This window comes from Roseiflexus sp. RS-1, from assembly GCF_000016665.1.
Lineage (GTDB): Bacteria > Chloroflexota > Chloroflexia > Chloroflexales > Roseiflexaceae > Roseiflexus.
The window spans coordinates 5,380,355-5,406,957 of the sequence record NC_009523.1; the positions used below are offsets into that span (position 1 = coordinate 5,380,355).

Sequence of the window (26,603 nt, forward strand, 5' to 3'; positions counted from 1 at the left end):
TTCCGTGGGAAGGATGTCCGACTCACGATTTACGGTTCAACCGGACCCGGCAAATCGCGTGGCGGCAGGGCAACCGGTGCGTCAGGTGCGCCGGAGGGCGCTCCCGGATCGGCGCCGTTGCTGAACGATGCTCCTGCGACAACGAAACCGGTAATCTGAGCGCGATTGTTGGTTTCGTTGCTTTCGACCACTGCGCCTGTCGGCACCGGCGGGTTGTAACTGTCGACGTAGACGTACAGGGCATTCGTGCCACTGGCGAAGGAGCCGGGCCAGATCGATTGCGGTCCGGCGAACTGTCCTGGCGCAGAGGTCAGGGTGATACTCTGCCCTGGCGCCAGGGACTGGTTCACATACCAGGCAATGCCGTAGCACGGCGAGATGCCGCAGACGTCGTTCCAGCGCACATTCGGCGTGGTTGGCGGCGTCGATGGGTTGATGTAGAGATCGACCCAGAACCCGACCGTTGTCGGTGAACCGCCAACGTTCTTGACCTTCACCGTAATCAGCACCGGTTCGCCTGCCGCATAACTGCTCTTCGCGGGTGTGACCGTGAACGCTTCGACCACCAGGTCTGGCGGCGTTACCGGTACCATAACCAGCGGCAGGAAGACCCGTGTCTGCGTCCGGTACCCGGCATCCAGCGTGGTGATCGACTGACCGGCCCCCAGCGTTCCGATTGCAACCGGCGCGTCGCTGTCAACCGCTGGATCGCTGCCGACGCGCGGCGTGATGTCGAAGTATCCCGCCGGTTTGGTGAATGTCAGCACGAATGTGCCCGGTGGCAGATTAGCGAACGTGTAGGCGCCGCTGGCGTTGGTGGTTGTGCTGAGCGTCAACGGCGAGGACAGGACGGTCGGCGTGATCGTCAGGGTGACCTGCACGCCTGCGATGCGCTGCGTTTCGCTCGGGTTGCGAATATCGTCGAAGTTCTCATCGATCCAGGCGATGCCGGAGATCGACCCGTTGCCGATGAGTCCGGCGTCGATTGTTGCCGAAATCTGGTTGCTTGCCAGCACGAAGGGTGCGGTGCGACCATTGCTCTGCGCGTCGTTGTCGTTATCGACGCTCAGTGAACCGAGACCGTTATTGACCGTCTGGAAGCCTGACGGCACGACAAACTCGACCACATACGAGCCGGGCGTCACATTCTCGAAGCCGTAGAAGCCTGCATTGCCGCCTGCCAGAGTTGTGGTCGTAGAGATGACCACATCGGTTGCAGCGTCACGCAGCCGGACGGTAATGCCTGGCAGACCGGCATCGACACCGGCTTCGTAGGTTCCGTTGCCGTTCACATCGAGCCAGACGCGATCACCGACCGCTGCGGTGCGGTACAATCCGAAGTTTTGCCCGGTCGCCGGCAGCGTTCCGCTCAACGTCCCGGCAGTCGAAAGCAGGTAGCCGAGCGGCTTCGCGGTGACGCTGAGCTGGTAATTGCCCGCTGGCAACTGGTTGAAGGTAAAGTTAGGCGAACCTGCGCCACTCGTCACCGTGTATGTGACCGTGGGATTGGTCGAGTTGATCGATGTGGTCACCGTCAATGTCAGCGTGACGCCTGATAGTCCGGTCTCACCCGCATCGAACGTTCCATCCGCGTCGGTGTCTTCCCACGCCGTGCCGCTCAGCGACAGGTTGCCGACTGCGCCAGCATCGACATAGGTGACCGTCTCGTTCGATCCGACGCTGAAGCGGTCGGTGTAGCCATTGGTTGTATTCGCGTCGCTGTTGTTGTCCGTTGTGATGGGTGCGCCCTGGGTTGTGAAGGCGTACCCGGTCGGCAGTTCGAAGCGGACGCGGTAGAGCGTACCGGTTGTCAGCACATCGGTTGGTGTGATGTTCGTGAACTGGTAGATGCCATTATCACCGGTCGTGAATGTACCGATCGATGTCTCATTGCCGTTGACCGTCGCATCGGGATCGAGATAGAGCGTCACAGTGACGCCTGCCATCGTCGGCTCGCCGGTATCGAACGTTCCATTGACGTTGGTGTCGAACCAGGTTGTGCCGCTGATGACGCCGGGGCGGTAGTAGCCGAACGGCAGCGGCGTGATCGTTTGCCCGCTGGTCAATGGCGCCGTGACAGTTACCGTCCCCGTGTTCCCCGGCGAGGGGAAGTAGCCGGCAGGCACACTCGCCACCCCCACCGTGTACGCAGTTGTCGTCGGTGTAACCGTGTACGAGATGATACCGGTCGCATCAGGTCCGAACGGTCCGCCGAGCGTCACGTTCGGCGTCAGGGTTACCGTTGCTCCAGTGATCGGCGCATCGCCAGATGCATACACGTTATTGATCGGTGATGTGGTCTCCTCGAAGACGCGCACCTGAATGACCGCCGGGCGATAGTAGCCGCGGTCGCGGGTTTCGGTTGTATTGCGCTGCAACCCCTGGTCATCGAGTTGATCAGGTCCGGTTCCGATGCCGTCGCTGTCGGTCGCTGGCGCTCCGACATCCGCCAGGGTGGCGAACCACCCGGACGGCGTGGCGAAGTCCAGCGTGAAGGAGACTTCGGTGCTGGCGTTCGCCCACCCCGGCAGCGCGGTGAAGGTGTAGAAACCGCTGGCGTTGGTCGTGGTGTTGGTCGTGATCGTCGTGCTCAGCAGCCCCGGCAGGTTGACGGTGACCGTCAGGTTGACCGTCACCCCCGGCAGCGCGCCGACGGTTTCGCCAGCGTCGCGCTGCCCGTTGCCGTTGAGGTCTTCCCACACCTGCCCGGTCACTGTGGCGCGTCCGCGCACCGCCGCCGTCCTGCTGATGGCTGCGCCAGAGGTGACGGTGAACGGCGCTGTCTCGGCATACGTGTTGCCGCCGTCGGTCGCCGCCATATCATTGTCGCCGCCCGCAGGCGTGACAAGCAGGAAGTTCAGCGTATCGGGGTTGGTCACCCGCACCGTGTAACTGACGGCTGGAGTCACATTGGTGAAGGTGTAGGCGCCGGTCGCGTCGGTGGTGGTGGTCAGCACGTCGCTGCCGCCCAACCGCAGCGTGACCGTCACGCCCTGCATCCCCGGCTCGGTGTCGGCGAACAGGATGTTGTCGGCGTCGCGGTCGAAGCGCACCGCGCCGGTCACCGTGCCGGGGCGGAAGTAGCCGAACTCCAGCCCGGACGGTCCAACCGTCTGCCCTGGCACCGGGTTGGGGATGACCTGCGCCGCGCCGGTGTTCCCTGGCGACGGGGTGAAGCCCGTCGGAGTGTCGACATTGACCCAGTACGGCGTGGTGCTGCTCGTCGGCACCAGAGTGAAGGTGATCAACCCGGTCGTGTCAGACACCACGCTGAGCGGCGTCACCGTCCCGTTGGTGGTGGTGATCGTCACCGTGGCGGTGGTGATGCCGGTGTCGCCCGCCTGATATGCGTTATCGACCGGCGGGTTTTCGTCAAACACGCGCGCCACGACGGTCACCGCCCGGAAGTAGCCGAACTGGAACACCCCCGCGCTGTCGCCCGGTCCCGGATTGGGCGTCACCTCCAGCGCGCCGCCGTTCCCTGGCGACGGCGCGAAGCCGGGCGGGGTAGCCACATTCACCCAGTAGGGCGTGGCAGCGTCGGTCGGCACCAGGGTGAAGGTGATCAAGCCGGTCGCATCGATGGGTGTGGCGTTGAGCGGCGTCACCGTCCCGTTGGTGGTGGTGATCGTCACCGTGGCAGTGGTGATGCCGGTGTCGCCCATCTGGTAGGCGTTATCGACCGGCGGGTTTTCCTCAAACACGCGCGCCACGACGGTCACCGCCCGGAAGTAGCCGAACTGGAACACCCCCGCGCTGTCGCCCGGTCCCGGATTGGGCGTCACCTCCAGCGCGCCGCCGTTCCCCGACGACGGCGCGAAGCCGGTCGGGGTGGCGACATTCACCCAGTAGGGCGTGGCAGCGTCGGTCGGCACCAGGGTGAAGGTGATCAAGCCGGTCGCATCGATGGGCGTGACGTTGAGCGGCGTCACCGTCCCGTTGGTGGTGGTGATCGTCACCGTCGCGGTGGTGATGCCGGTGTCGCCCATCTGGTAGGCGTTATCGACCGGCGGGTTTTCCTCAAACACGCGCGCCACGACGGTCACCGCCCGGAAGTAGCCGAACTGGAACACCCCCGCGCTGTCGCCCGGTCCCGGATTGGGCGTCACCTCCAGCGCGCCGCCGTTCCCTGGCGACGGTGCGAAGCCGGGCGGGGTAGCCACATTCACCCAGTAGGGCGTGGTGTTACTGGTCGGTACGAGGGTGAAGGTGATCAACCCGGTCGTCGGGTCGATAGGTGTCACGCTGAGCGGCGTCACCGTCCCGTTGGTGGTGGTGATCGTCACCGTCGCGGTGGTGATGCCGGTGTCGCCCGCCTGGTAGACGTTATCGACCGGCGGGTTTTCCTCAAATACGCGCGCCACGACGGTCACCGCCCGGAAGTAGCCGAACTGGAACACCCCCGCGCTGTCGCCCGGTCCCGGATTGGGCGTCACCTCCAGCGCGCCGCCGTTCCCCGACGACGGCGCGAAGCCGGGCGGGGTAGCCACATTCACCCAGTAGGGCGTGGTGTTACTGGTCGGTACGAGGGTGAAGGTGATCAACCCGGTCGTCGGGTCGATAGGTGTCACGCTGAGCGGCGTCACCGTCCCGTTGGTGGTGGTGATCGTCACCGTCGCGGTGGTGATGCCGGTGTCGCCCGCCTGGTAGACGTTATCGACCGGCGGGTTTTCCTCAAATACGCGCGCCACGACGGTCACGGCGCGGAAGTAGCCGAACTGGAACACCCCCGCGCTGTCGCCCGGTCCCGGATTGGGCGTCACCTCCAGCGCGCCGCCGTTCCCTGGCGACGGCGCGAAGCCGGGCGGGGTAGCCACATTCACCCAGTAGGGCGTGGCAGCGTCGGTCGGCACCAGGGTGAAGGTGATCAAGCCGGTCGCATCGATGGGTGTGGCGTTGAGCGGCGTCACCGTCCCGTTGGTGGTGGTGATCGTCACCGTGGCAGTGGTGATGCCGGTGTCGCCCGCCTGGTAGACGTTATCGACCGGCGGGTTTTCCTCAAACACGCGCGCCACGACGGTCACCGCCCGGAAGTAGCCGAACTGGAACACCCCCGCGCTGTCGCCCGGTCCCGGATTGGGCGTCACCTCCAGCGCGCCGCCGTTCCCTGGCGACGGCGCGAAGCCGGTCGGGGTGGCGACATTCACCCAGTAGGGCGTGGCAGCGTCGGTCGGCACCAGGGTGAAGGTGATCAAGCCGGTCGCATCGATGGGCGTGACGTCGAGCGGCGTCACCGTCCCGTTGGTGGTGGTGATCGTCACCGTCGCGGTGGTGATGCCGGTGTCGCCCATCTGGTAGGCGTTATCGACCGGCGGGTTTTCCTCAAACACGCGCGCCACGACGGTCACCGCCCGGAAGTAGCCGAACTGGAACACCCCCGCGCTGTCGCCCGGTCCCGGATTGGGCGTCACCTCCAGCGCGCCGCCGTTCCCCGACGACGGCGCGAAGCCGGTCGGGGTAGCCACATTCACCCAGTAGGGCGTGGTGTTACTGGTCGGTACGAGGGTGAAGGTGATCAACCCGGTCGTCGGGTCGATAGGTGTCACGCTGAGCGGCGTCACCGTCCCGTTGGTGGTGGTGATCGTCACCGTCGCGGTGGTGATGCCGGTGTCGCCCGCCTGGTAGACGTTATCGACCGGCGGGTTTTCCTCAAACACGCGCGCCACGACGGTCACGGCGCGGAAGTAGCCGAACTGGAACACCCCCGCGCTGTCGCCCGGTCCCGGATTGGGCGTCACCTCCAGCGCGCCGCCGTTCCCTGGCGACGGCGCGAAGCCGGGCGGGGTAGCCACATTCACCCAGTAGGGCGTGGCAGCGTCGGTCGGCACCAGGGTGAAGGTGATCAAGCCGGTCGCATCGATGGGTGTGGCGTTGAGCGGCGTCACCGTCCCGTTGGTGGTGGTGATCGTCACCGTGGCAGTGGTGATGCCGGTGTCGCCCGCCTGGTAGACGTTATCGACCGGCGGGTTTTCCTCAAACACGCGCGCCACGACGGTCACCGCCCGGAAGTAGCCGAACTGGAACACCCCCGCGCTGTCGCCCGGTCCCGGATTGGGCGTCACCTCCAGCGCGCCGCCGTTCCCTGGCGACGGCGCGAAGCCGGTCGGGGTGGCGACATTCACCCAGTAGGGCGTGGCAGCGTCGGTCGGCACCAGGGTGAAGGTGATCAAGCCGGTCGCATCGATGGGCGTGACGTTGAGCGGCGTCACCGTCCCGTTGGTGGTGGTGATCGTCACCGTCGCGGTGGTGATGCCGGTGTCGCCCATCTGGTAGACGTTATCGACCGGCGGGTTTTCCTCAAACACGCGCGCTACGACGGTCACCGCCCGGAAGTAGCCGAATTCTAATCCGGTCGGTCCGACGGTGTCCCCACTGATTGGATCAGGCGTAATCTGAACGGCGCCGCTGTTCCCCGGCGACGGGGTGAAGCCGGGCGGCGCGGCGACGTTGACCCAGTAGGGCGTTGTGGTCGGCACGAGGGTGAAGGTGATCAACCCGGTCGTCGGGTCGATGGGCGTCACGCTGAGCGGCGTCACCGTCCCGTTGGTGGTGGTGATCGTCACCGTGGCGGTGGTGATGCCGGTGTCGCCCATCTGGTAGGCGTTATCGACCGGTGGGTTTTCGTCAAACACGCGCGCCACGACAGTAACAGGTCGGAAAACAGCCGCATCAACGCCGGGGTTCTGGCTGCCGCGCGTAATCGTAAACGTGGGTGTGCGCCAGACGCGCCCGCCGACGAACGCGCGAACGTCGTTGACATCATCGGAGTTCGCAGCGGGTGGATCGACACTGAGCCATCCGGTTGGGGTGTAGACGCTTGCTACATAGTCTGGCGGCAGCGCACTCAGATCGAACGTCGCGTAGTATGTGCCGGAGAGAATATCGGTGATGGTGTAGATGCCGCTGGCATTGGTCGTCTGCGGCAAGCCAACTGGCACGCCATCAGCAGTGTAGAGTTGAACGGTCACACTCGGAACGCCTGTTTCGCTCAGGTTGAAAATTCCGTCGCCGTTGTTATCTTCCCAGACGAAGTTGCCAATTTCAGCGCGCGCAATGCCGAAGTCAGCGTTCAGGAAGGAAGGAGCGGTCGCAGTCAGGGCTGTCGTCATCGTAATAAAGACGCCTTCGTTTGAGCCGCAGGCTGCGCCGGTGGTGTAGCCAAGCCCTTCGAGCGCGCCGCCGGGGGCGAAGTTGGAGGCATCAAGAACGACAGTGTACGTTACTCCGAGCGGCAGCGAGTCGAAGAGGTAATATCCGTTGAGATCGGTTGTCGTCGTCAGTTCACCAGTGTTGATCAGACAGTCGCTGTTCAGATCGATGAAAACAAGGGCATTCGCCAGTCCAAGCGTCGTTTCGAGTGGATCGACAATTCCGTTACGGTTCACATCGTGCCAGACGAAATCGCCAACTGTGCCGGCGTAGAGACCGAAGTTCGAGGTCTCGTTGCGGCGATTGGTCGCATTCAGGGTAAAATCAGGCGTCTGGAGGAAATCACCCGTGCCGATAACCACAGGACCAGGATCTGTCCCATTGCGCAGACCCTGATTACCGATCTGCGGCAGCGACACCGTTTGCGTTTGCGGCGTTGCGTGTCCGAAGAGCAGGTCGGTTGACTGGTCAAACTCAGCGTTCGGAATGCGCACCCGGTAGGTCGCCGTCAGCGGCACGCTTGTGAACTCGAAGAAACCGGCGCGGTTGAAGGGATCGTTGAGGATCGAGCGCGTCGTTTCCGTCATGATGGGGGTAGATCCTGAGAGCAACTCGACCGTCACGCCGTTGATGAACGGTTCACCGGGGTCGCGCAAACCGTTCTGGTCGAGGTCGCGCCAGACGAAGCCGCTCACCGCGCCGCGCGAAAACCCGATATCCAGGCTATCGTCATTCACGCCCTGCGCCTGGTTGGGCACGTTAATGCGCGGCTCGCCCGCAAAGTAGGCATCAGAGTCGCGCCGATCCTCACTGTCGAAGTTTGCGTTCTGCGTTGTCAGCACATATCCGGCGGGAACGCCGCCGGTCACGCGGATGGTGTAATTGTTGACGTTTGCCGGTACACTGTCCACAAAGCGGTATGTCCCGTCCGGTCCTGTGGTCGCAGTGGCAACCAAACCGTTCGAGGGATTGTACAGACCAAGCGTCAACCCATCAATCCCCGGTTCACCGGCGTCCTGAATACCGTTGGCGTCGAGGTCATCCCAGGCGCGCACCACGATCGTGCGGCGAGGTGGCGAGTCAGGTGCGTCAGGGTCTATGCCGCCGACAAGCGTCCGCAACCCGACATCACGCCACACAAGCCCGCCACTGATCGTCACACGAAACACCAGGGCATTATCCTCTGTTGGCGACGATGGCGGGATAGAGACAACAGTAGTTACGGGGTTCGTCACTTCAACGCGGTAGTCGCCGTTGGGTATGCTCGGAAAAGTTGCCAGACCATTAGAGTCCGTATTGACAAGGTAGCTCAGGTTGTTGTCGGTATTGTACACCGCCACCGGCACTCCGCTCACTCCGGGCTCGCCAGAGTCATACTGTCCATTACGATTACTATCCGTATAGACGCGGATCGTCAAATCACCGACCGCGCTAGCGACGCGTGCGCCAAACAAAGCGAACAGCGTCGAGATCATCAAAGCGGCAGCGGCAATTGCCGCCCAGCGGCGCATATGCGTGCGTTGAGTGCGATGGAATGAGCGGCTTGTTGCCATGCGAACCACCTCGCGCTGAAGAGGAGACCGGACGACGCGACATTTCAACATACACGTGCCCGCCACGCACACACTGTCGCATACGTGGCAGGCACAGCTCACCTCAACTATACTACAGAGAACATCATGAGAATAGTTGCAATTTGGTAGCGAAATCGAGCAGAAGTTGTAAACATACAGTGAAGTTATGAGTGGTGTTCAACCCATCCGGATCGTGCGAGCGGTGTTTGTGCTGACGCTGCTGATCGCTGCGGCGCATCTGGCGTTTCAACCCGATCCGCACGATGCATTGCGCCAGGCGGATGCGCTCTTCGCTGCGGGGCGGTATTACGAGGCGTTTCACGCATACCATGCGCTGGCGACGCATACGCCGGATTTTGCCCCGGCGCGCCTGCGTCTGGCGATGACGCTGGTGGTGCGCGGCGAGGGTTCGGCGGCGAGCCGCGAGTTCGGTTGGGCGCTGAAGTTGGGGTTGAACGATGCCGCGATGATGCTGGCGCGTCTCTATCAGGGGCGCATGGCGGCAGATATGGGGTATGCCGATGAGGCGGCGCGCATGTGGGCGCAGATTCCGCCGTCGTCGGCGCTGTATGGGTTACGCCTGGCGCTGGAAGCGGAAGAACGGTTGCGCCGAGATGACTACGCTGGCGCGGAAGCCGGGTATCGCGCTGCGCTCGCTGCTGGTTTGCCCGAATCGTGGCGCCGGTCGGCATATGCCCGGATTGCCGCTCTGCGCGCGGGGTATGACCCGACCAGCGCCTGGGAGGACCTGCGTCGGGCAACCGCCGCGTCGCGCGATCCGCTTCCGGCTGAACAGCCCCTCGCTGCGCCGCTGCGTCCGTCGCCGCGCCCCGATGCCGCACAGATCGCCGCGATTCTGGCGTCCGATGAAGCAATTCGACCGCAACTACTGGGACAGGTCTACCTGGATGCTGGATGGACGGCGCTGGCAGAGACGCAGTTCGATGTTGCACGTAAACGAGGAGCGCTGGCGCAACCGGCAGAAGCATATATCGCATATGCACATTTGTTGAATGGCGACTATGCGGTTGCGATGACGCGCCTGCGCGATCTTGTCGCAACTGCGCCGGACGATCCCCGTCCACATATTGTGCTGGCGCTGGCGTACCTTGCGGCACAGGATGCGTCCGCAGCGTTCGCTGAAATCCGGGAAGCGCGCCGCCTTGCGCCGGACGATCCCGACGTGCTGCTGGCGCTGGGAGAATGGCATGCCGCTCAGCGCGACTATGTGGCGGCGGCGGCGGCATACGCTGAAGCGCTGCGGCTGGCGCCGCCGGAAAGACGTGGCGCGTATGCGCTGACACAGGCACAGTATCATCTGAAAACATCGTTGCAGGTGTGTGAGCATGGGTTGCCGGCGGCTGCCGAAGCCGTCGCCTGGCTGCCGGGAAACGCACAGGCGTGGTCGGCGCTGGCGCAGGCGCGCCTGGTGTGCGGTGATGCAACTGGTTCACGCGATGCAGCCGCGCAGGCGTCCCGCCTCGATCCTGCCAGTCCCGAAGCGGCGTATCACTATGGGCGGGCGCTGGCGGCGCTGGGAGACCGGACGGCGGCGCGTGATGCGTTGATCCGCGCCGCCGATCTCGCGCCTGCGTCGGAATGGCGCGTGCGCGCCGAGGCGCAAATGGCGGTGTGGGGATTGCCGTGACGGATTCAGGGTGTCAACGTCAGGGTGTGACGACCTCGCCAACCACCACACGCTCGAACGTGAAGGATCCGTCGGACGCGACGTCGATCAGAATGGTATCGCCGTCACGGAACTCACCCTGGAGCAGGCGCAGCGCCAGCGGGTTCTGGATGCGCTGCTGGATCACCCGCTTCAACGGTCGTGCGCCGAACACCGGGTCGTACCCTTCGGCGACCAGTTTCTCCCGCGCAGCCGGGCTGAGGTCGAGCGTGATCTTGCGATCCGCCAGCAGTTTGCGCAGCCGGTTGAGCTGGATATCGACGATCTTCCCGATCTGATCACGCGACAGCGGACGGAAGACGATGATCTCGTCGATCCGGTTGAGGAACTCTGGTCGCAATTGAGCGCGCAGTTCCTCCATCACACTGGCGCGGATGATCTCCTGCGATGCGCCGCGCTGCGCCAGTTCCTGGATCGTCGGGCTGGCGATGTTGCTGGTCATGATGATGACCGTGTTCTTGAAGTTCACCACGCGCCCATGTCCGTCGGTCAACCGCCCATCGTCCAGGATCTGGAGCAGGATGTTGAACACGTCGTGATGCGCCTTTTCGACCTCATCGAAAAGCACGACCGAGTATGGCTTGCGGCGCACTGCTTCGGTCAACTGACCGCCCTCTTCGTAGCCGACATACCCCGGAGGCGCGCCGATCAGCCGGGCAACTGTGTGCTTCTCCATGTATTCCGACATATCGATCCGGATCATCGCCTGCTCGTCGTCGAAGAGAAACTCCGCCAGCGCGCGCGCCAGTTCCGTTTTGCCGACGCCGGTCGGACCCAGGAACAGGAACGATCCAAGCGGTCGGTTCGGGTCTTGCAGCCCGGCGCGCGCGCGCCGCACCGCGTTCGCCACTGCCGATACCGCTTCGTCCTGCCCGACGACGCGCCGGTGCAGGCGCTCCTCCATATGCACCAGTTTTTCGATCTCGCCTTCGAGTAGCCGGGATACTGGTATGCCAGTCCACTTCGAGACAATCTCGGCAATGTCCTGTTCGGTCACTTCCTGCCGCAGCATCGCGCTGCCGGAAGCGCGCATGTGTTCTTCGATCTCCGCCAGCTGGCGCTCCAGCGTGTTGAGCCGACCGTACTGCAACTCCGCCGCTTTGTTATAGTCGTAGACGCGCTGTGCGCGTTCGATCTCGATGCGGGTCTGGTCGATCTGCTCCTTCAGTTGCTGCACCCGCGCCAGTTGCTCGCGTTCGCGTTGCAGCTGGGCTTCGACGGCGCGCCGCTGCTCTTGCAGGTTGGCGAGCTCCTGTTCGAGTTTTTCCAACCGCTCTTTGCTGGCTTTGTCCTTCTCTTTCTTTAGCGCTTCACGCTCGATTTCGAGTTGCATGATGCGCCGTTTCAGGTCGTCGAGCTCCTGCGGATCGCTGGTGATCTCCATCCGCAGACGCGCTGCGGCTTCGTCGATCAGGTCGATTGCCTTGTCTGGCAGGAAGCGGTCGGAGATATAGCGATCCGACAGGACGGCGGCCGCCACGATGGCAGCATCGGTGATGCGCACACCGTGATGGGTCTCATAGCGTTCCTTGAGACCGCGCAGGATCGAGATGGTATCCTCGACCGAGGGCGGATCGACCATCACCGGCTGGAAGCGTCGTTCGAGCGCCGCATCCTTTTCGATATGCTTGCGATACTCATCGAGCGTGGTGGCGCCGACCATGTGCAACTCGCCGCGCGCCAGCATCGGTTTGAGCATGTTGCTGGCATCCATGGCGCCTTCGGCCGCTCCTGCGCCAACAACGGTATGCAACTCGTCAACAAACAGGATAATGTCGTCGCGTTCCTGGATTTCCTTCAGAACCGCCTTGAGTCGCTCTTCGAACTCGCCGCGATATTTCGCACCGGCGATCAACGCCCCCATGTCGAGCGCAATGATCCGTTTGTTTTTCAGCGCTTCAGGCACATCTTCGCGCACAATGCGTTGCGCCAGCCCTTCGACGATTGCCGTTTTCCCAACCCCCGGTTCGCCAATCAGCACCGGGTTGTTCTTGGTACGGCGGCTGAGAATCTGGATCACACGGCGGATCTCCTCATCACGCCCGATCACCGGGTCAAGTTTGCCGCGTCGCGCCAGTTCGGTCAGATCACGTCCGTACTGTTCCAGCGCGGCGTAGGTTCCTTCCGGCGTTGGACTGGTGACCCGCTGGCTGCCGCGCACTTCGCGCAGCGCCTGGAGCAGTTTGTCGCGGGTAATGCCCGCCTGGCGCAGGATGCGCTCGGCGCCGCCGCCGGCATGTTGCAGGATCGAGAGCAGCAGATGCTCGGTGCTGATGTATTCATCGCCGAACTGCGGCATTTCGTCAGCGGCGCGCACCACGACATTGCGCATACGCGGCGAATACTGGAGTTGCACGCCTGCGCCGCTGATGCGCGGGAATTTGTTGATCTCTGCGCGGACCTGCTGCACCAGCACGCCAACGGCTACGTTGAGGCGCGCCAGAACCTGTGGAACAACGCCGTCGGTTTGTTCGAGCAGCGCCAGCAACAGGTGCTCCGGTTCGACCTGGCTGTTGCCGTTGCGCTCCGCAGTGCTTTGTGCTGCCAGTAATGCCTCTTCGGATTTTTGAGTCAGTCGATTCGTATTAAAGGTCATGGATGTCCCTCCTGGTTACATGTGCCGTGGGTTTGATACTCAAGTCCACGGCAAAAAGGTATGTCACCGCCGGGGCGCAGCGTTCGCAGCGGAAGATGCGCTGTCGCGTCCTCATATGCATACGTCACGGGCACATACGTCTCGTTTGTGCAGTTCTCCGCGCTCCCGGCGTCTCAGCGGTGCGCTTGTGCAGGGCATGTCACCGCCGAGGCGCAGTGTTCGCAGAGGAAGATACGCTATGCTGCGAATGGCGCAGCGATGCTACGCCCCTACGGGCATCTGAGGGTAGCATATCATGCTTCAGTCTCAAGCGTGTTAGTGAACTGTTGGAGCAACATATGAATGAGCAGCGATCATGCGCCGCTGTGGATCACGCCGTCGCACCCGTCGGAAGCGCCGTTTGTCGTTGCGTATCGCCTGCGTCTTTGTGTTGACGCGGCAACGGCGGTGGGGTGGGCGGGTCCTCGGCGAGGAGTGAGGAGCGAGGAGCGAGGAGTGACGAGTGACGAGTGACGGGTGACGAGTGACGAGTGACGAGTGACGAGTGACGAGTGACGAGTGAGAAGTGAGAGACCCTCGTCGTTATCGAGAGCATTCCCCTCGCATCGAATCCGTGCAGCATGGGAAGACGATAAGGGTGGACAAGGCAGCGACCAGCGCCGACTCGCCGCTGCCACCGCCGATCAATCCGAGAATGCGATCCGGCGCTGTTCGATTGCTCCCGGTCCGGAGTACTACCGCGACAGCAGACAGGCGAACATCCGCACCTTTGTGGCTGCTGGCGGCAGGTTCCCGCTCACAGATGCGACTCGAAGAACCTGTGATACTCGTTCTGGTGGTACAGGCCATCCCACTCCGTTGATGCCCACACCCCTGCCACCGTCAGTATCCCGTCGGACAACGCCAGGTTCCGCTCCGCCGCCGTGCGCACGTTCCGTACCACCACTTGACGCACTTTCTCCCGCATGGCCGCTTTTCCGATCTCCTCTTTGCATACCCATCCGATAGCCGTCACCAACCGATCGAAGCACTGAGAGGGCAGTCGCTCCAGGGCAGCCATATCGCTCTCGAATCCATCCCATTCGACGGACACCTCGATGTCGCCGCCGCAAGCCTGCTTAAGGTCGGCCTGGACTTGGGGCAGCAGGGTGTCGGTGTGCTGTTGGATGAGTCGTCGTTCTTGCAGGGCCATCGCCGATCCTCCTCATTCTCATTCAATAAAGTGCAGTCGCGGGTGAAGCCTGGGTGGGCGGGAGTTGTGGGTCATCATGAACCCGCCAGAGCCGGATATGGGTGTCGAAGATGATCATTGCGTGGCTTCCCAATCGGACGCTGCGATGGGTTCGGTTGGGGCGCGATAGGTGATTGGGGTGCCACGCAACGGATAGCGGCGGGTGATTGCCGTCAGTAGCGGGCGAACCAACATGATCACCTCCACGGACTCGCCGGCTTGCAGCGGCAGATGGCGAATGGCCAGTGAACCATCCGGCGGTGCTGTGGTCTCGACACGATAGGCGTTCATTGCTCATCTCCTGCAGCTCGCCTGCTGGCATTATACGACAAGATGGGCATGATGGGGTAGCCCAACGACAGGTGTCAGGTGCGCCGCTGGCAGCTTCGATAGATGGCAACTCAGAGCGTGATCAAAAACTAACACCTCGGATAGATCCGATTCAGGAGCATTGCAATAGAACCAGGATAAAGAAAGGCTTCGCTTGATTCTGGGTTGCGGTTGTTGCGGCGAATAATTATTCGCCGCTCCCAGCGATTGCGTCCCGCCCACGCAATCGAGCGTTCCACCACCCATCGCTTCGGAATGACGGCACATACTGTTTGTCCAGGCGGTTGTTCAATGATATTCATACGCATCGCCGTGTTCTTTTGCATCCATGCATCTCACCCTTGTTTCTATCCTTCATCCACCCGAATCTCGTGCATCCGAGGAAAGGAGTGATGATGCGCGGCCAAAAGCCATGCTGCGCCTTTGGTATCCGAGATGTCTGCTGGATGCACGCGCACGCGCACCAAGAACCCATTGGCATCAACCCAGAATTGCCGTTTGCGCCCGTTGACCTTTTTTCTCCTATCGTCGCCGCGTTCTCCGCCTGCTTCGGTCGTTGTGACGGATTGGGAGTCCAGGACGCTGATAGATGGCTCCGGATCGCGATCCAGCGCGTGTCGCGCCAGTTTCCGCAGCATATCATTCATTTTGATGAACGTTCCATCACGATTCCATTTGTCAAAATAAGAGCGAACCGAACTCATCGGCGGAACATCTTTCGGAAGCATGCGCCATTGACAGCCCGTACGATTTTTGGAGAGCAGCGCGTTGACGATCGCGCGGCGATCGATGTCGGTCGGGCGGCCGCCGTTGGGCGACGGGGTGACGACCAATGGTGCGAGAGCGGCCCACGGTTCATCGGTCAGATCGGTTGCATCCTTCGTTGGATAGGATCGAAGCGCACGTCGTGGCATACGAGATTGCTCCTCATCAGAACGGCATGGTCGCCATCATGATACCACAAATCCGGTTTTCTGATCGCCCTCTCACATCCTCTGGCTCCGCTTGCCGATGTAGGCCGCCCAACGACCCGGCTCAGCGGCGGTGCGCAGGGCCGCATGCTGCAACCGGTTGTTAGCCGCGCGCCCGCCGGTAGTGCATGGCGACCGCACCGTTGCGGAGGGGCTTCGCTGAGACCAGCTCGAGTCGTCGCGTGCTGGATAGTCCGCTCTGGTACAGGGTCGGGCCGCGGCCGGCAATCCTGGGATGGACGAGGAACTTGTACTCGTCGATCAGATCCAGCTGATCGAGCTCAGTCGCAAGCTTGCTGCTACCGAGAAGCACGCTAGCCGGGGTTGCGTCCTTGAGCTTCTGTATGCTCGTGCGCAAGTCACCGGCGATGTGATGGCTGTTGGTCCACGGGAAGTTCGTTCGCGTCGACGACACCACGTACTTCGGCTTGGCCTCCAGCTTGACCGCCCAATCGCGCATCGCTGGCGGCGCCTCCACGTTGCCGCGGGCGACCAATGGCCAGTAGCTCTCCATCATCTCGTAGGTAACGCGGCCCCACAGCATCGCTCCTGCCTCGTCCATGAGGCGGGTGAAGAAAGCGTGTGTCTCGTCGTCGACGATTCCCTCCCGGTGGTCGACGCAACCGTCCAGGGTTACATTGAGGCTGAAGGTTAGAAGTCCCACGCATTTTACTCCGAGTTTGACGTTCCGCTGGATTGTCGCTTGTTGACGAATACCTCGCAGCGGCTAACGGTTTGCGTTAGCCGCTGGTGGGCGGGCGTGGATTCGGCTTAGAGCCTATCCGAAGAACTGATGCACCTCTTCGCTTGTGGCTTGATCGCCTTGCGTTCCGCCGGGTTATTCGGATAGGCTCGAAACCTACGCCGCGTTGCGGAAATAGTCGCCGCTCATCAATTCGAAGATCAACTGATCGAGCGTGATCTCGGCTTCGTGGTAGGTCCGCGCGAAACCAACGAGTTCTCCATCCAGGTACATCGCGTAGTCGTGTGTTTCGCGGTCGTAGACGATTTCTTTCTGGTACATGCTCGTCCCCCTTTTGTACGCCGTTTGTGTTCCACGTATAGTATAGCACAGGTGTTCTAAATGTCAAGCATGACTTGCGGTGTGTGCTTCCCTGGAGTATGATGTCGCGTCGCTGCGGCTTTTGCTGGTATAGGAACCGGTCTGTGCGCTGGCTTCATATGCAACACGCTCGCGACGCTGCTCCGGTTGCGCCCGGCAGCGTCGTTCCGCTGGCGCTGGTGATCCTGTCGCTGGTGTTGGGGGCGCGCCTGGCGCGACTGGATCAGCATCTGACGGTTGATGATCCGGATGCGCGGCGCGTGCTGGTGGGTTTTTACGATGTCGAGCGCAACCCGACCGATCTGTTTCGCTGGTCGCGCCCGGAGGCGGCGTTGTTCCTGTTCGGCTTCGACGGACGCCCGGCACAGGTGATGCTGCGCTTCGCCGCGCCGCGGGGCGATGCCGATCCGCCGGTGCTGTCGGTAAGCATGCGCGGGCGCGCTGTCGGAACCTTCTCCGTCGCGCCCGGCTGGCGACGCTACTACCTGCTCACTCCAACCGATCCGGCAGGCGATACGCCGCTGTTGCTGCGAACCGCTGCCTACCGTCCGCCCGGCGATGGGCGCGATCTTGGGGTGGTTCTCGCGGAGTTCGCTGCGCTGCCATCGAACGACGCGGTATGGTTTCCGCCGCCGGTGCGCGCGATCTTTCTTGCGTCGTTTCCTGTGCTTGGCTGGCTTGCACTGCTCTGGCGCGCGCCACGCCAGGCGCTGGAACGCCAGCTGTTGCGCTGGAGCGTCGTTGTATTCCTGGCGCTGCTGGCGGGCGCCGCCGCCGCGTTTCCGCGTGTATCAGGGTACTGGCTTCCAACCATTGGATGGCCCTGGTGGCCCCTGCTGCCGCTGATGCTGGTCGTTGCCTGGCAACCGATGCGTCCGCTGGTGATACACAGCGTTGCCCGGCTGCGTTCTCTGGGGGTACCGGCGCTGTGGGGCGGCGCTGGTCTTACGCTGGCGCTGGTCGTGGCGCTGCGCCTTGGACTGCCGCCGGTGATCGGAATGAGCGGGGTGGCGGCTGCTGTGACGCTGGCGGTTGTGGCGTCTGGCGCGTATGCTGCAACAGCGGCTTCAGGCGAGCGGTTCGCATACCGCACTGAGGCGCTGGCGCTGGTCGCAATCACAGTTGTGGCGCTGGTGTTGCGTCTCTACCGCCTCGACGATCTCCCCGCTGGCATGTGGCGCGATGAGGCGCGTCATGGGATGCAGGCGCTGCGGATCTGGAACGACCCGACCTATCGTCCGGTCTATGTGGTGGCTGGCGCCGATCTGCCAGCGCTGCTCTTCTACCTGATGGCGCCGGTGCTGGCGATCACGGGACCGGGTGCAGGCTCAGCGCGGTTGGTCAGCGCCCTGGCGGGGGCGTTCATGCCGCTGGCGCTCTGGTGGGCGGCGCGACCGATCCTGGGGGCGCGAGCGGCGGTGTATGGTGCGGCATTTCTTGCCTGGGCTTCGTGGGGCTTGAGCATGAGTCGCTGGGCGTTTCCTGCGACCCTCGATCATCTGCTGGAACTTGCAGCGATTGGGACAATGTGGCGGGCGCTGGGGCAACCCACACGCTGGCGCATGATGGCTGGCATGGCGCTGGCAGGCGCGCTGGCAGCGCTGGCGGCATACGCCTACCATACCGGTCGTCTCGCTCCACTCGTGTTTGCGCTCCTCACCGCGCTACACCTTGGTCGTGACACGCGAGCCTGGCGACGGGCGCTCCCCGGACTGGCGGCGGCGGCTGTTGCGGGCATGATTGTGCTCCTGCCGCTCCTGTGGTTCATCGCCGGTGATTTCGAGGGGTACAACCGCCGCACGGGAGCGGTTGCCATCGCTAACAGTCAGAGCCTGGAGAAGCGCACGATAGCGCTGGTGCTGGATAATGTCGCTCGCTACCTGGGGATGTGGCACATCGCCGGTGATCCAAATGGGCGACACCACGCGCCCGGCGCGCCGATGCTCGATCCGCTGGCGGGCGCGTGCTTCGCTGTCGGGGTTGGGCTGGCAGTCGCACGATGGCGAACGCGCGCATGCATTCCGCTGGTGTGGCTGGCGCTGGCGCTCATTCCGGGCATTTTCAGCACGAATGCGCCACATGCCATGCGTTCGCTCGGCGCACTTGCGCCCTCGTGTATGCTGGCGGGAATGGCGCTCGACGCTCTGGTTGTGTCTGTAAGAAATGCAACCTCAGTGCGATGGCGACAGGTTGTTCCCGCAACCGTTGCAGGAACACTGGCGCTCAGCCTGGGGTTCAACGTCTGGCTCTACTTCGTTCACATGCCGCGCAATCCGGCGGTCTACCACGAGTTCGACCTCACCGAGACGGCAGTCGGGCGGTTGGTGCGCGCAGCGGCGCTGGCAGACGATCCGCGTCTGCGTGCAGTGCACGTGTTCCTGGATCGACGGTTGACAGCCCAGGACACGGTGCGCTTTTTGACCTTCGATGTGACGGTTGGCGCATTCGACGGGGTGCGGTTGTCGGGAACGGTGGATGGCGATGCGTTGCTGATCCTGCCGCCGGATGCGTCTGACGATGAACGCGCAGCAGCGCTGGCAACGCTCGGTCCTGCGGCGCGCGAACTGGAAGCGCCGCTCCTGCCGAACGGTGAAGCGCCGCTGTTCCTGGCGTATGGCGTCGGCGACGGGGCATCGCGGTTGCTGGCGGAAACATTTCCGGCACGCCGGTAAGGATGCAGGGAAGCGCTCGATAGAAGAAGGGAGAGACAGTCACGCACCGTCTCTCCCTTCTCGTGTCTACCTGCGCGCGGCGGCTTCCATCAACGCCTGAATGCGCCCGACCATATCGGCGGGGTTGGGGTGCAACCCTTCGAGCAACAGTGCGCTGTCGTACATCTGCTCGATCAGGTGTCGCACCAGCGTCGCATCGTTCCCCGACTCCACCAGGCGCGCCAGATCGACGATCAGCGGATGACCGCGGTTCAGTTCGACGATCTTCGGCGGAACTTTGAAATCGCGGTCCAGGATGCGCTGAACGCGCGCCATCTCGCGGTTGTACTGCTGATCCTCCGGCGACACCAGGCGCAGCGGGTTGTGGCGCAGCACGTTCGACGCGCGTACCGACACGACCCGGTCGCCGAGCGTTTCCTTGAAGGCGTTCACCAGTCTGGTGAATTGCTCATCGCTGATCGAAACCTCAGGCGCTGGCGCTTCACCCGGCAACGAGAGGTTAGGATCGTCTACATTGCGCAGTTTCAACCCCTGGTACTCGCGCAACCCGTTGAGCATGAAACTATCCATCACATCGTAGAGCAGCAGCGCCTCAATCCCGCGATCGGTCAGGGCGTCGAGATGCGGACTGCGGCGCGCGCTCTCCAGGTCGGCAGCGAGCACGTAGTAGATTTCCTTCTGCCCCTCAACCATCCGCTCCTTGTATTCGGCGAGCGACGCCAGTTGATCGCCCGATCTGGTGGTGTGGAAACGCAGTAGCGGCAACAGGTCGTCGCGCGCCAGCGGGTCGGTTGCGATCCCTTCTTTGATGAACGGGCTGAACTCATTCCAGAAAGTTGCGTACTTTTGCGCATCCTTCTCCGCCAGTTCGACCAGTTCCTTCGTCAGGCGGTTGGTCAGCGACTTCTTGATCCGCTGCAACACCGGGTCGCGGTTCGGTCCAACATCGCGCTGCACCCCTTCGCGCGACACGTTGAGCGGCAAGTCTTCACTATCGACCACACCTTCGACGAAACGGAAGTATGGCGGGAGCACATCTTTCGCGTCTTCCTGGATCAGCACCTTGCGCGAGTAGAGACGGATCTTCCCTTCCATCCGCCGTTCGATCAGACCACGCTCGCGCTTCGCGGGCACGAACAGGATGGCATGCAGATCGAGCGGCGCTTCGGACGAGAAATGCACCGCCAGGAGCGGGTCTTCATAATCGAAGGTCATCTGGCGGTAGAACTCGTTGTACTGCGACTGCTCGACGTTGCGCGGCTGTTGCCGCCAGAGGGCGGTCGATTCATTCACGCGCTCGTTGCCGATGTAGATCGGGAAGGCGACGTAATTCGAGTGGCGGCGAACGATCTGCCGCAGGCGCCACTCATCGGCGAACTCATGCGCTTCTTCTTTCAGCTTAAGGATGATCGTCGTACCGCGCTGCGCGCGTTCCGCAGCATCAATGACGAAACTCTCGCCGCCGCGCGAACGCCAGAGCGCCGCTTCAGCGTCGGGACGGTAGGAGAGCGAAATGACAGTCACCTCATCGGCAACAACGAATGCGGAGTAGAAGCCGACGCCAAACTGACCGATGATATTCGAGCGTTGCGCTTCTTCGAGATGTTCAATCAGGGCGCGTGTGCCGGAGTGCGCAATCGTTCCCAGATTTTCGATCAGTTCCTCACGGGTCATGCCGATGCCGGTGTCGCTGATCGTGATCGTCTTGGCATCCTTATCGACGCTGATCCGAATTTCGAGGTCGGCGTCTGGATCACGCACCTGCTGATTGGTCACCATCTCGAACTGAACACGGTGGAGGGCGTCGGAGGCGTTCGAGATCAATTCGCGCAGAAAGATTTCACGATCAGTGTAGAGCGAATGCGCCAGAATATTGAGCAACTGACGCACTTCGGCGCGGAACGGCACCGCCGTGGGTGCGTGGGTCGTGGCTTCAGTTTCAGCAGTCATACGGTGTGCTCCAGTGTCTTCAGAAGATCGCGCGCGCGCCGCCCCGTGCGGATCGCTCCACACCGGCAGCGCGCTCCACCAAACCGGAATGTCTTCTTGCTCCATGATAACGGGAAGGGCGGCGCGCGCGCGCTAATCTTTTGTTAGAGTTTGACGCAAAAAAGAGACGTTGCCGGGCAACGTCCCTTCAGCAATGAAACCGGAAAAAACCCTTATTCCAGAATATCGACCCGCGCGCTCATGCCAGCCCGCAGCCCGGTGATATCGTCCAGCGCGATGCGCACCCGATAACTGCGCGACAATCCCTGCACCGTCGCGGTTGGAGCGATGAATTCGACCTTGCCGGTGTATTCGCGGTCGGGAATGCTGCTGACGGTCACCTTCGCCGATTGCCCTTCACGCACCCGGACGATATCCGTGTCGCTGATCTGGACATCGACGTAGAGGCTGCTCATATCGATGATCTGGATCGCCGGCAGCCCCTGGGTCACGCTCGGATCGCCAGGATCGATGGAGACAATCGAGATAACGCCATCGAACGGCGCGCGCAGTTCAGCGCGTTCGCGGTTGATCTGCGCCAGCGTCAGCGCCGCCTGCGCCTGTTCCACCGCTGCGCGCGCTGCGGCTTTCTGCGATTCACGCGGATCTGGCACAATACGCGCTTCCTGGGCGCGCGCCTGCGCCAGCGCTGCCCTGGCTGCCGCAAGCCGGTCCGGATCGGGCGGCAACCGGAGTTTTTCGAGAGTCAGGCGCGCCTGTTCGACCTGCGCTTCCGCTGCCCGGATGCCGGTCACTTCCGCCTGGCGCGCGCTCTCGGCGCCCTTCACCGCCAGTTCGAGCGCCTTTTCCGCCTGGCGCAATCCGGCTTCCGCCTGGACGAACTGGGCATAGTAGTTTTCGCGCTGCCCATCGCTCAGTTTGTTGGGCACGCGCTGACCGTTGGGCGCTGCCACTTCGGGAACGATCGGGTCGTTGCCGGTATCGCGTGCATACTCCCAGTTATACTTCGCCTGCGCATACCGCGCCTGCGCCTGTGTCAGCGCTGCCGCCGCCTGTTCCATCTGGATCTCAGCCTGGGTCTTGGCGAACGAGAGACGGTCGCGGGTGGCTTGCAGATTGGCTTCGGCTGCCGCGAGCGCCGCCTCTGCCATACGAATATCCTGCTCCTTCGGTCCGCGTTGCAGCGCCTCGAGCGCCGCCTGCGCCTGCGCGACGGCGGCGCGCGCTGCGTTGAGATCCACCTGGCGCGGCGCTTCGGTCAGCGCAGCTTCCTGCGCCAGTGCGTTGGCGAGCGCTGCTTTCGCCTGCTCCAGTTGCTGATCGAACGCGCGCGTGTCGAGAATAGCGAGCAGATCGCCCTTTTTGACAATATCGCCTTCCTTGACGAACACCTGTGCGACAGTTCCTTGCACCTGGAACGACAGGTTGGCATCCTGCGCGCTCTTGACTTCGCCGATGCCGGTGACGCCTAACTGGATCGGTTGACTGGTCGGTAACGGCACGAGCGTCGGCACAGGGACGGTCGGCGCGACCGCCGTCGGTGCACCAACGGTCGGTGAAGGCGCAGCAGACTGTGCGCCACACGCCGCCAGTACAAGAGCGGTCAAACCTGCTACGACGCCTGTGATCACACGATCACGTTTCACGGTACGATTCTCCTCTTATGTGGACTGGTGTCGATTGATCTTCTCTTCCTTCCCTGATGCCGCTGAAACCTGCGCAAGGAACAACCCGGCACTATTGTTCTTCGGCTCGGACCGGCGGCGAACTCACCGGTTCGTGTCCGTTCGGCTCGCCAGCAGCGGCGTGGTTTGGCGGCGCAATGACCGATCCACCATTCGGAACAGCCAGCGCGACCGCTGGAGCGCTGCCGTTGACAGGAACCATGCTTTCTGCCGCAAGCGCCGCCTGTTCTTCCGCCCATCCTTCGGGGTCGAAGCGGCGGCGGAACCAGGTCGATACCCGTTCGGTGAACGACTCCATCAGGCTGTACGCTGTCGGCACAACCAGGAGCGTCAGTAGCATCGAGGTCATCAACCCGCCGATCAGCACGGTCGCTAGCCCTTTGCGGAACTCGCCGCCCTCGCCGGTTCCGACCAGGTGAATGCCCATAGCCACCGGCAAAGCGCCCGCCACCAGCGATAGCGTGGTCATCAGGATCGGACGAAGACGGATAGCGCCAGCCAGTTCGAGCGCCGCGTGCTTGTCGAGACCGGCGCGCCGCAGGCGGTTGGTGAAGTCAACCAGCAGGATCGAGTTCTTCACCACCAGACCGAGCAGCATGATCAGACCGATCATGCCGGTGATGTCCAGATCGATGTTGATCAGGCGCAGCGCCAGGAAGGCGCCGATGAAACTGAACGGCATCGCCACCATGATCACCAGCGGTTGGGTAAATGACCCAAACTGCGACGCCAGCACCATATAGACGAAGATCACCGACAGAAGCATCGCCAGCAGGAGCGACTCGAACCCTTCCGTCTGCTGTTGCGCCAGACCGGTAAACTCAGCGAACACGGTCGGCGGAATGAGACCTTTTGCATCGAGACGCTGCTGGAGTTCAGCCTGCACCTCGCCGAGGTTGCGTCCCTGGAGGTTTGCACCAATGATCACCTGGTTGAGTTTGTTGTAGCGTCGGATCGTCTGCGGCGTTGACGCCAGTTCGATCGTGCCGAGCGACGTCAGCGGAACCGCGCCGCTGCGGGTCGGAATGGCGATGTTCTGGAGCGCCGCCGGTGTGGCGCGGTCTTCGGGGCGGAGGCGTACCACAATATCGACATCCTGCCCCGCCTGCCGCAGGACAGTGGCGCGGTCGCCATTCACCAGCGCACGCACCGACGCGGCGATCTCATCATTGGTGATGCCCAGATCGCCGATGCGCTCCGGATCGGCGACGAAGCGCAGTTCCGGCTTACCGGGGCGGTAGCTGGTGTCAATATCGACAACGCCGGGAATGGCTGCCATCTCCGCCTTAATCTGCTCGATCAGCGGCGCCAGGTTCTGTACCGGCTCGGTCGTTTGCAGGCTCAACTGCAACTGCCGCCCGGTGACGCCGGTGCTGGTCGGCACACCAATCGAAGGCAGGCCAAAGGTCAGGTTCGGCAGGAACGCCAGTTGCGGGCGCAGGCGCTCTTCTGCCGCGCGGGTGGGAACCTCGTCCTTCAGGCGCACGAAGAACTCAGCGCGCTCCGGCGCGCCGGAGAAGCCAACCGTGCTGATGACCGACTCGACATCGGGATCGGCGAGCAGAACTTCCTCCGCCTGACGCGCCAGGCGGTCAGTCTCGACAAGCGCCGTGCCGGGGGGCAACTCGAACCCGACCAGGAACTCACCTGCATCCTGTTGCGGGAAGAAACTGAACTTCAACCCGCTGGCAACCACCACACTCAGCACCAGCACGATAACGGCGGTAGCGATGACGATCAGGCGATTGCGCAGGCTGCTCAGGCTCCAGGAAAGGATGCGTTCGTAGAAGCGTCCCAGCGGACCGGGATCTTCTTCCGCTTCGTGGAGCAGACCGGCATCCGCCTGGTTCGGGTCGATACCGCGCAGATGACGCGCCGCGCGACCGACATCGCCGGTGTGTGAATGGGCTTCATCGTGCGGGTGCGGCTGCACCTTTTGACGGCGGAAGAGATTGGCGGAAAGCATCGGCGCGAACATGAACGCTTCCACCAGCGAGAGCAGAATAGCAACTGCAATTGTGATACCGAACGACTTGAAGATGATGCCGGTGGTGCCCGATGTAAACGTCACCGGCACGAACACGGCGACAACTGTCAGGGTCATCGCCACAACCGAAAGCGCCACTTCCGCCGTGCCTTTGCTGGCGGCGACGCGCGGCGTCTCACCGCGTTGCGTGTGGCGGAAGATATTCTCGCGCACCACAATCGCGTCGTCGATCACCAACCCGACGCAGAGCGCCAGCGCCAGCAGCGTGATCAGGTTGATCGACAACCCGAAAAGCGGCATCAGCGCAAAGGTGCCCATCAAAATGATCGGCAGACCCGCCATCGTCACCAGCGTGTTACGGTCGCGGATGAAGGTCAGCACCACCAGCAGACCGATAGCAATTGCCAGAACAAGCACCTTATCGACCGGGATGCCAATGGCAGGCAGGATGACGAGACCAACGAGCGCAATTGCGGCAGGAGCGGCAGCGGTGACGAGCATGTTGCGCACGCCGCTGAAGAACATCATCACCACCAGCAGTGCCGCAACCGATGCATAGATCAGTTCTTCGAGCGAACTGATAGTCGACTGGCGCACAGCTTCAGAGGCGTCGCGCGGCACAATATAGGTCAGATCGCTGCGAGCGCCGAGTGCGCGCTCAAGCGCCGCCTTCGCATTATCGGCCACGGCGACGGTATTGGCGCCGCTCTGCTTGCGAACGTCGATAATAATGGCTTCGACTCCGTTGAGACGGGTAAAACTCTTCTTCTCCGCCACGCCGTCTTCGATGGTGGCCACATCACCGATGCGGTATGGCGTGCCGGTGATCTGAATCCTGGCAATATCGTCTGGCGTTTGCAACAGCGAAGGCGCACGCAGATTGATCTCCTGCGCCCCGGCATTGATCGTGCCAAGCCCGAGATTGACATTCGCCTGCTGCAACGAGCGCGTGATCTGAACCGGAAGAATGCCGTAGGCGCGCAGTTTCTCCAGATCCATCAATACATTGATCTGCCGTTGCAGACCGCCGGAGACCTGCACCGAGCCGACGCCTTCGGCGCGCTGGATGATCGGTGCAATGTCGTTATCCACAATGCGGCGCACCTCAAGCGGCGACAGGTTCTGCGTACTGGCGATGGCGAATGAAACGATCGGCACCGCGTTCGGGTCGAACTTCTGGAAGATCGGGTCGCGCACATCGCGTGGCAGCGTTGGGCGGATGGCATTCACCTTTTCGCGCACATCCTGCTCGGCGCGGTTGACGTCGGTACCCTCTTTGAATTCAAGTAAGATCAATGCCACTCCTTCACTGGCATTGGTGGTAATGTTCTCGATTCCCTCGATGGTGTTGACTGCGTCTTCAATCGGTTTGGCCACCTGATCGGCGACGCTTTCCGGACCGGCGCCAGGGTAGGGAACGGTGACTGCAATCACCGGCACCTCGAAATCGGGAAGGAGATTGACCGGCAACGAACGGAATGCCAGAATGCCGAACACGATTGTCAGCAGCATAAGCATGGTGACAAACACCGGCTGACGGATCGAGGTGTCGGAAATCGGCATGCCATTGAGCTTCTCTTCACGTCGTTGGATAGCCATGCACGTCTGCCTCCAGGTTATCGTATGAATGTCGCAGATATGGGTGTACAACAAGAACGCGGCGAAGGACATCGTCCCGACGCCTGCGCCGCGTTGCGCGTCGCGCCTT

Annotated in this window: 13 protein-coding genes; 2 read left to right on the forward strand and 11 right to left on the reverse strand. The window is 62.5% G+C overall.

The features are described 5' to 3' along the window. Nucleotides 1-29: 29 nt before the first annotated feature. Nucleotides 30-8,702: an SdrD B-like domain-containing protein gene (locus ROSERS_RS22135; RefSeq protein ID WP_011958970.1), complete on the reverse strand. Its 8,673-nt coding sequence runs from the start codon at nt 8,700-8,702 to the stop codon at nt 30-32. A gap of 187 nt (nt 8,703-8,889) precedes the next feature. Between ROSERS_RS22135 and ROSERS_RS22140 the strand changes: the two genes are divergently transcribed. Beyond that, nucleotides 8,890-10,371 carry a tetratricopeptide repeat protein gene (locus ROSERS_RS22140; protein WP_011958971.1) on the forward strand — a complete coding sequence of 494 codons (1,482 nt, stop codon included), beginning with the start codon at nt 8,890-8,892 and terminating at the stop codon, nt 10,369-10,371. A 19-nt stretch (nt 10,372-10,390) separates the two neighbouring features. On the opposite strand, the gene clpB is transcribed toward ROSERS_RS22140, so the two are convergent. From clpB to ROSERS_RS26535, 7 genes are all read right to left on the reverse strand, one after another. Continuing rightward, on the reverse strand, nt 10,391-13,006 hold the full coding sequence (gene clpB, locus ROSERS_RS22145) for an ATP-dependent chaperone ClpB (protein ID WP_011958972.1): 2,616 nt from the start codon (nt 13,004-13,006) through the stop codon (nt 10,391-10,393). Between the two features lie 796 nt (nt 13,007-13,802). After that, complete coding sequence (locus ROSERS_RS22150) at nt 13,803-14,198, reverse strand: hypothetical protein (RefSeq protein WP_011958973.1); 396 nt, start codon at nt 14,196-14,198, stop codon at nt 13,803-13,805. 114 nt (nt 14,199-14,312) lie between these two features. Further along, on the reverse strand, nt 14,313-14,528 hold the full coding sequence (locus ROSERS_RS22155) for a hypothetical protein (RefSeq protein ID WP_011958974.1): 216 nt from the start codon (nt 14,526-14,528) through the stop codon (nt 14,313-14,315). Between the two features lie 128 nt (nt 14,529-14,656). Further along, nucleotides 14,657-14,869: a hypothetical protein gene (locus ROSERS_RS27035; protein ID WP_232282710.1), complete on the reverse strand. Its 213-nt coding sequence runs from the start codon at nt 14,867-14,869 to the stop codon at nt 14,657-14,659. A 45-nt stretch (nt 14,870-14,914) separates the two neighbouring features. Continuing rightward, nucleotides 14,915-15,481, reverse strand: a complete 567-nt coding sequence (locus ROSERS_RS22160; protein ID WP_049767560.1) for an IS5 family transposase — start codon at nt 15,479-15,481, stop codon at nt 14,915-14,917. 160 nt (nt 15,482-15,641) lie between these two features. Continuing rightward, nucleotides 15,642-16,202 carry a dihydrofolate reductase family protein gene (locus ROSERS_RS22165; protein ID WP_011958975.1) on the reverse strand — a complete coding sequence of 187 codons (561 nt, stop codon included), beginning with the start codon at nt 16,200-16,202 and terminating at the stop codon, nt 15,642-15,644. Between the two features lie 195 nt (nt 16,203-16,397). Continuing rightward, the gene (locus ROSERS_RS26535) at nt 16,398-16,562 is read right to left on the reverse strand and encodes a hypothetical protein (RefSeq protein WP_011958976.1); all 165 of its coding nucleotides are present in this window, start codon (nt 16,560-16,562) and stop codon (nt 16,398-16,400) included. 158 nt (nt 16,563-16,720) lie between these two features. Here ROSERS_RS26535 and ROSERS_RS22170 point away from each other — a divergent pair, with 158 nt between their 5' ends. After that, on the forward strand, nt 16,721-19,273 hold the full coding sequence (locus tag ROSERS_RS22170; protein WP_232282711.1) for an ArnT family glycosyltransferase: 2,553 nt from the start codon (nt 16,721-16,723) through the stop codon (nt 19,271-19,273). A gap of 66 nt (nt 19,274-19,339) precedes the next feature. Here the strand turns inward: ROSERS_RS22170 and htpG are convergent, their stop codons facing one another. The 3 genes from htpG to ROSERS_RS22185 form a co-directional block, all read right to left on the reverse strand. Then, the gene (gene htpG, locus ROSERS_RS22175; protein ID WP_011958978.1) at nt 19,340-21,223 is read right to left on the reverse strand and encodes a molecular chaperone HtpG; all 1,884 of its coding nucleotides are present in this window, start codon (nt 21,221-21,223) and stop codon (nt 19,340-19,342) included. A 212-nt stretch (nt 21,224-21,435) separates the two neighbouring features. Next, nucleotides 21,436-22,869 carry an efflux RND transporter periplasmic adaptor subunit gene (locus tag ROSERS_RS22180; RefSeq protein ID WP_011958979.1) on the reverse strand — a complete coding sequence of 478 codons (1,434 nt, stop codon included), beginning with the start codon at nt 22,867-22,869 and terminating at the stop codon, nt 21,436-21,438. Nucleotides 22,870-22,960: 91 nt separating this feature from the next. Beyond that, nucleotides 22,961-26,494, reverse strand: coding sequence for an efflux RND transporter permease subunit (locus ROSERS_RS22185; RefSeq protein ID WP_011958980.1), 3,534 nt, complete (start codon nt 26,492-26,494; stop codon nt 22,961-22,963). Between the last annotated feature and the right edge of the window lie 109 nt (nt 26,495-26,603).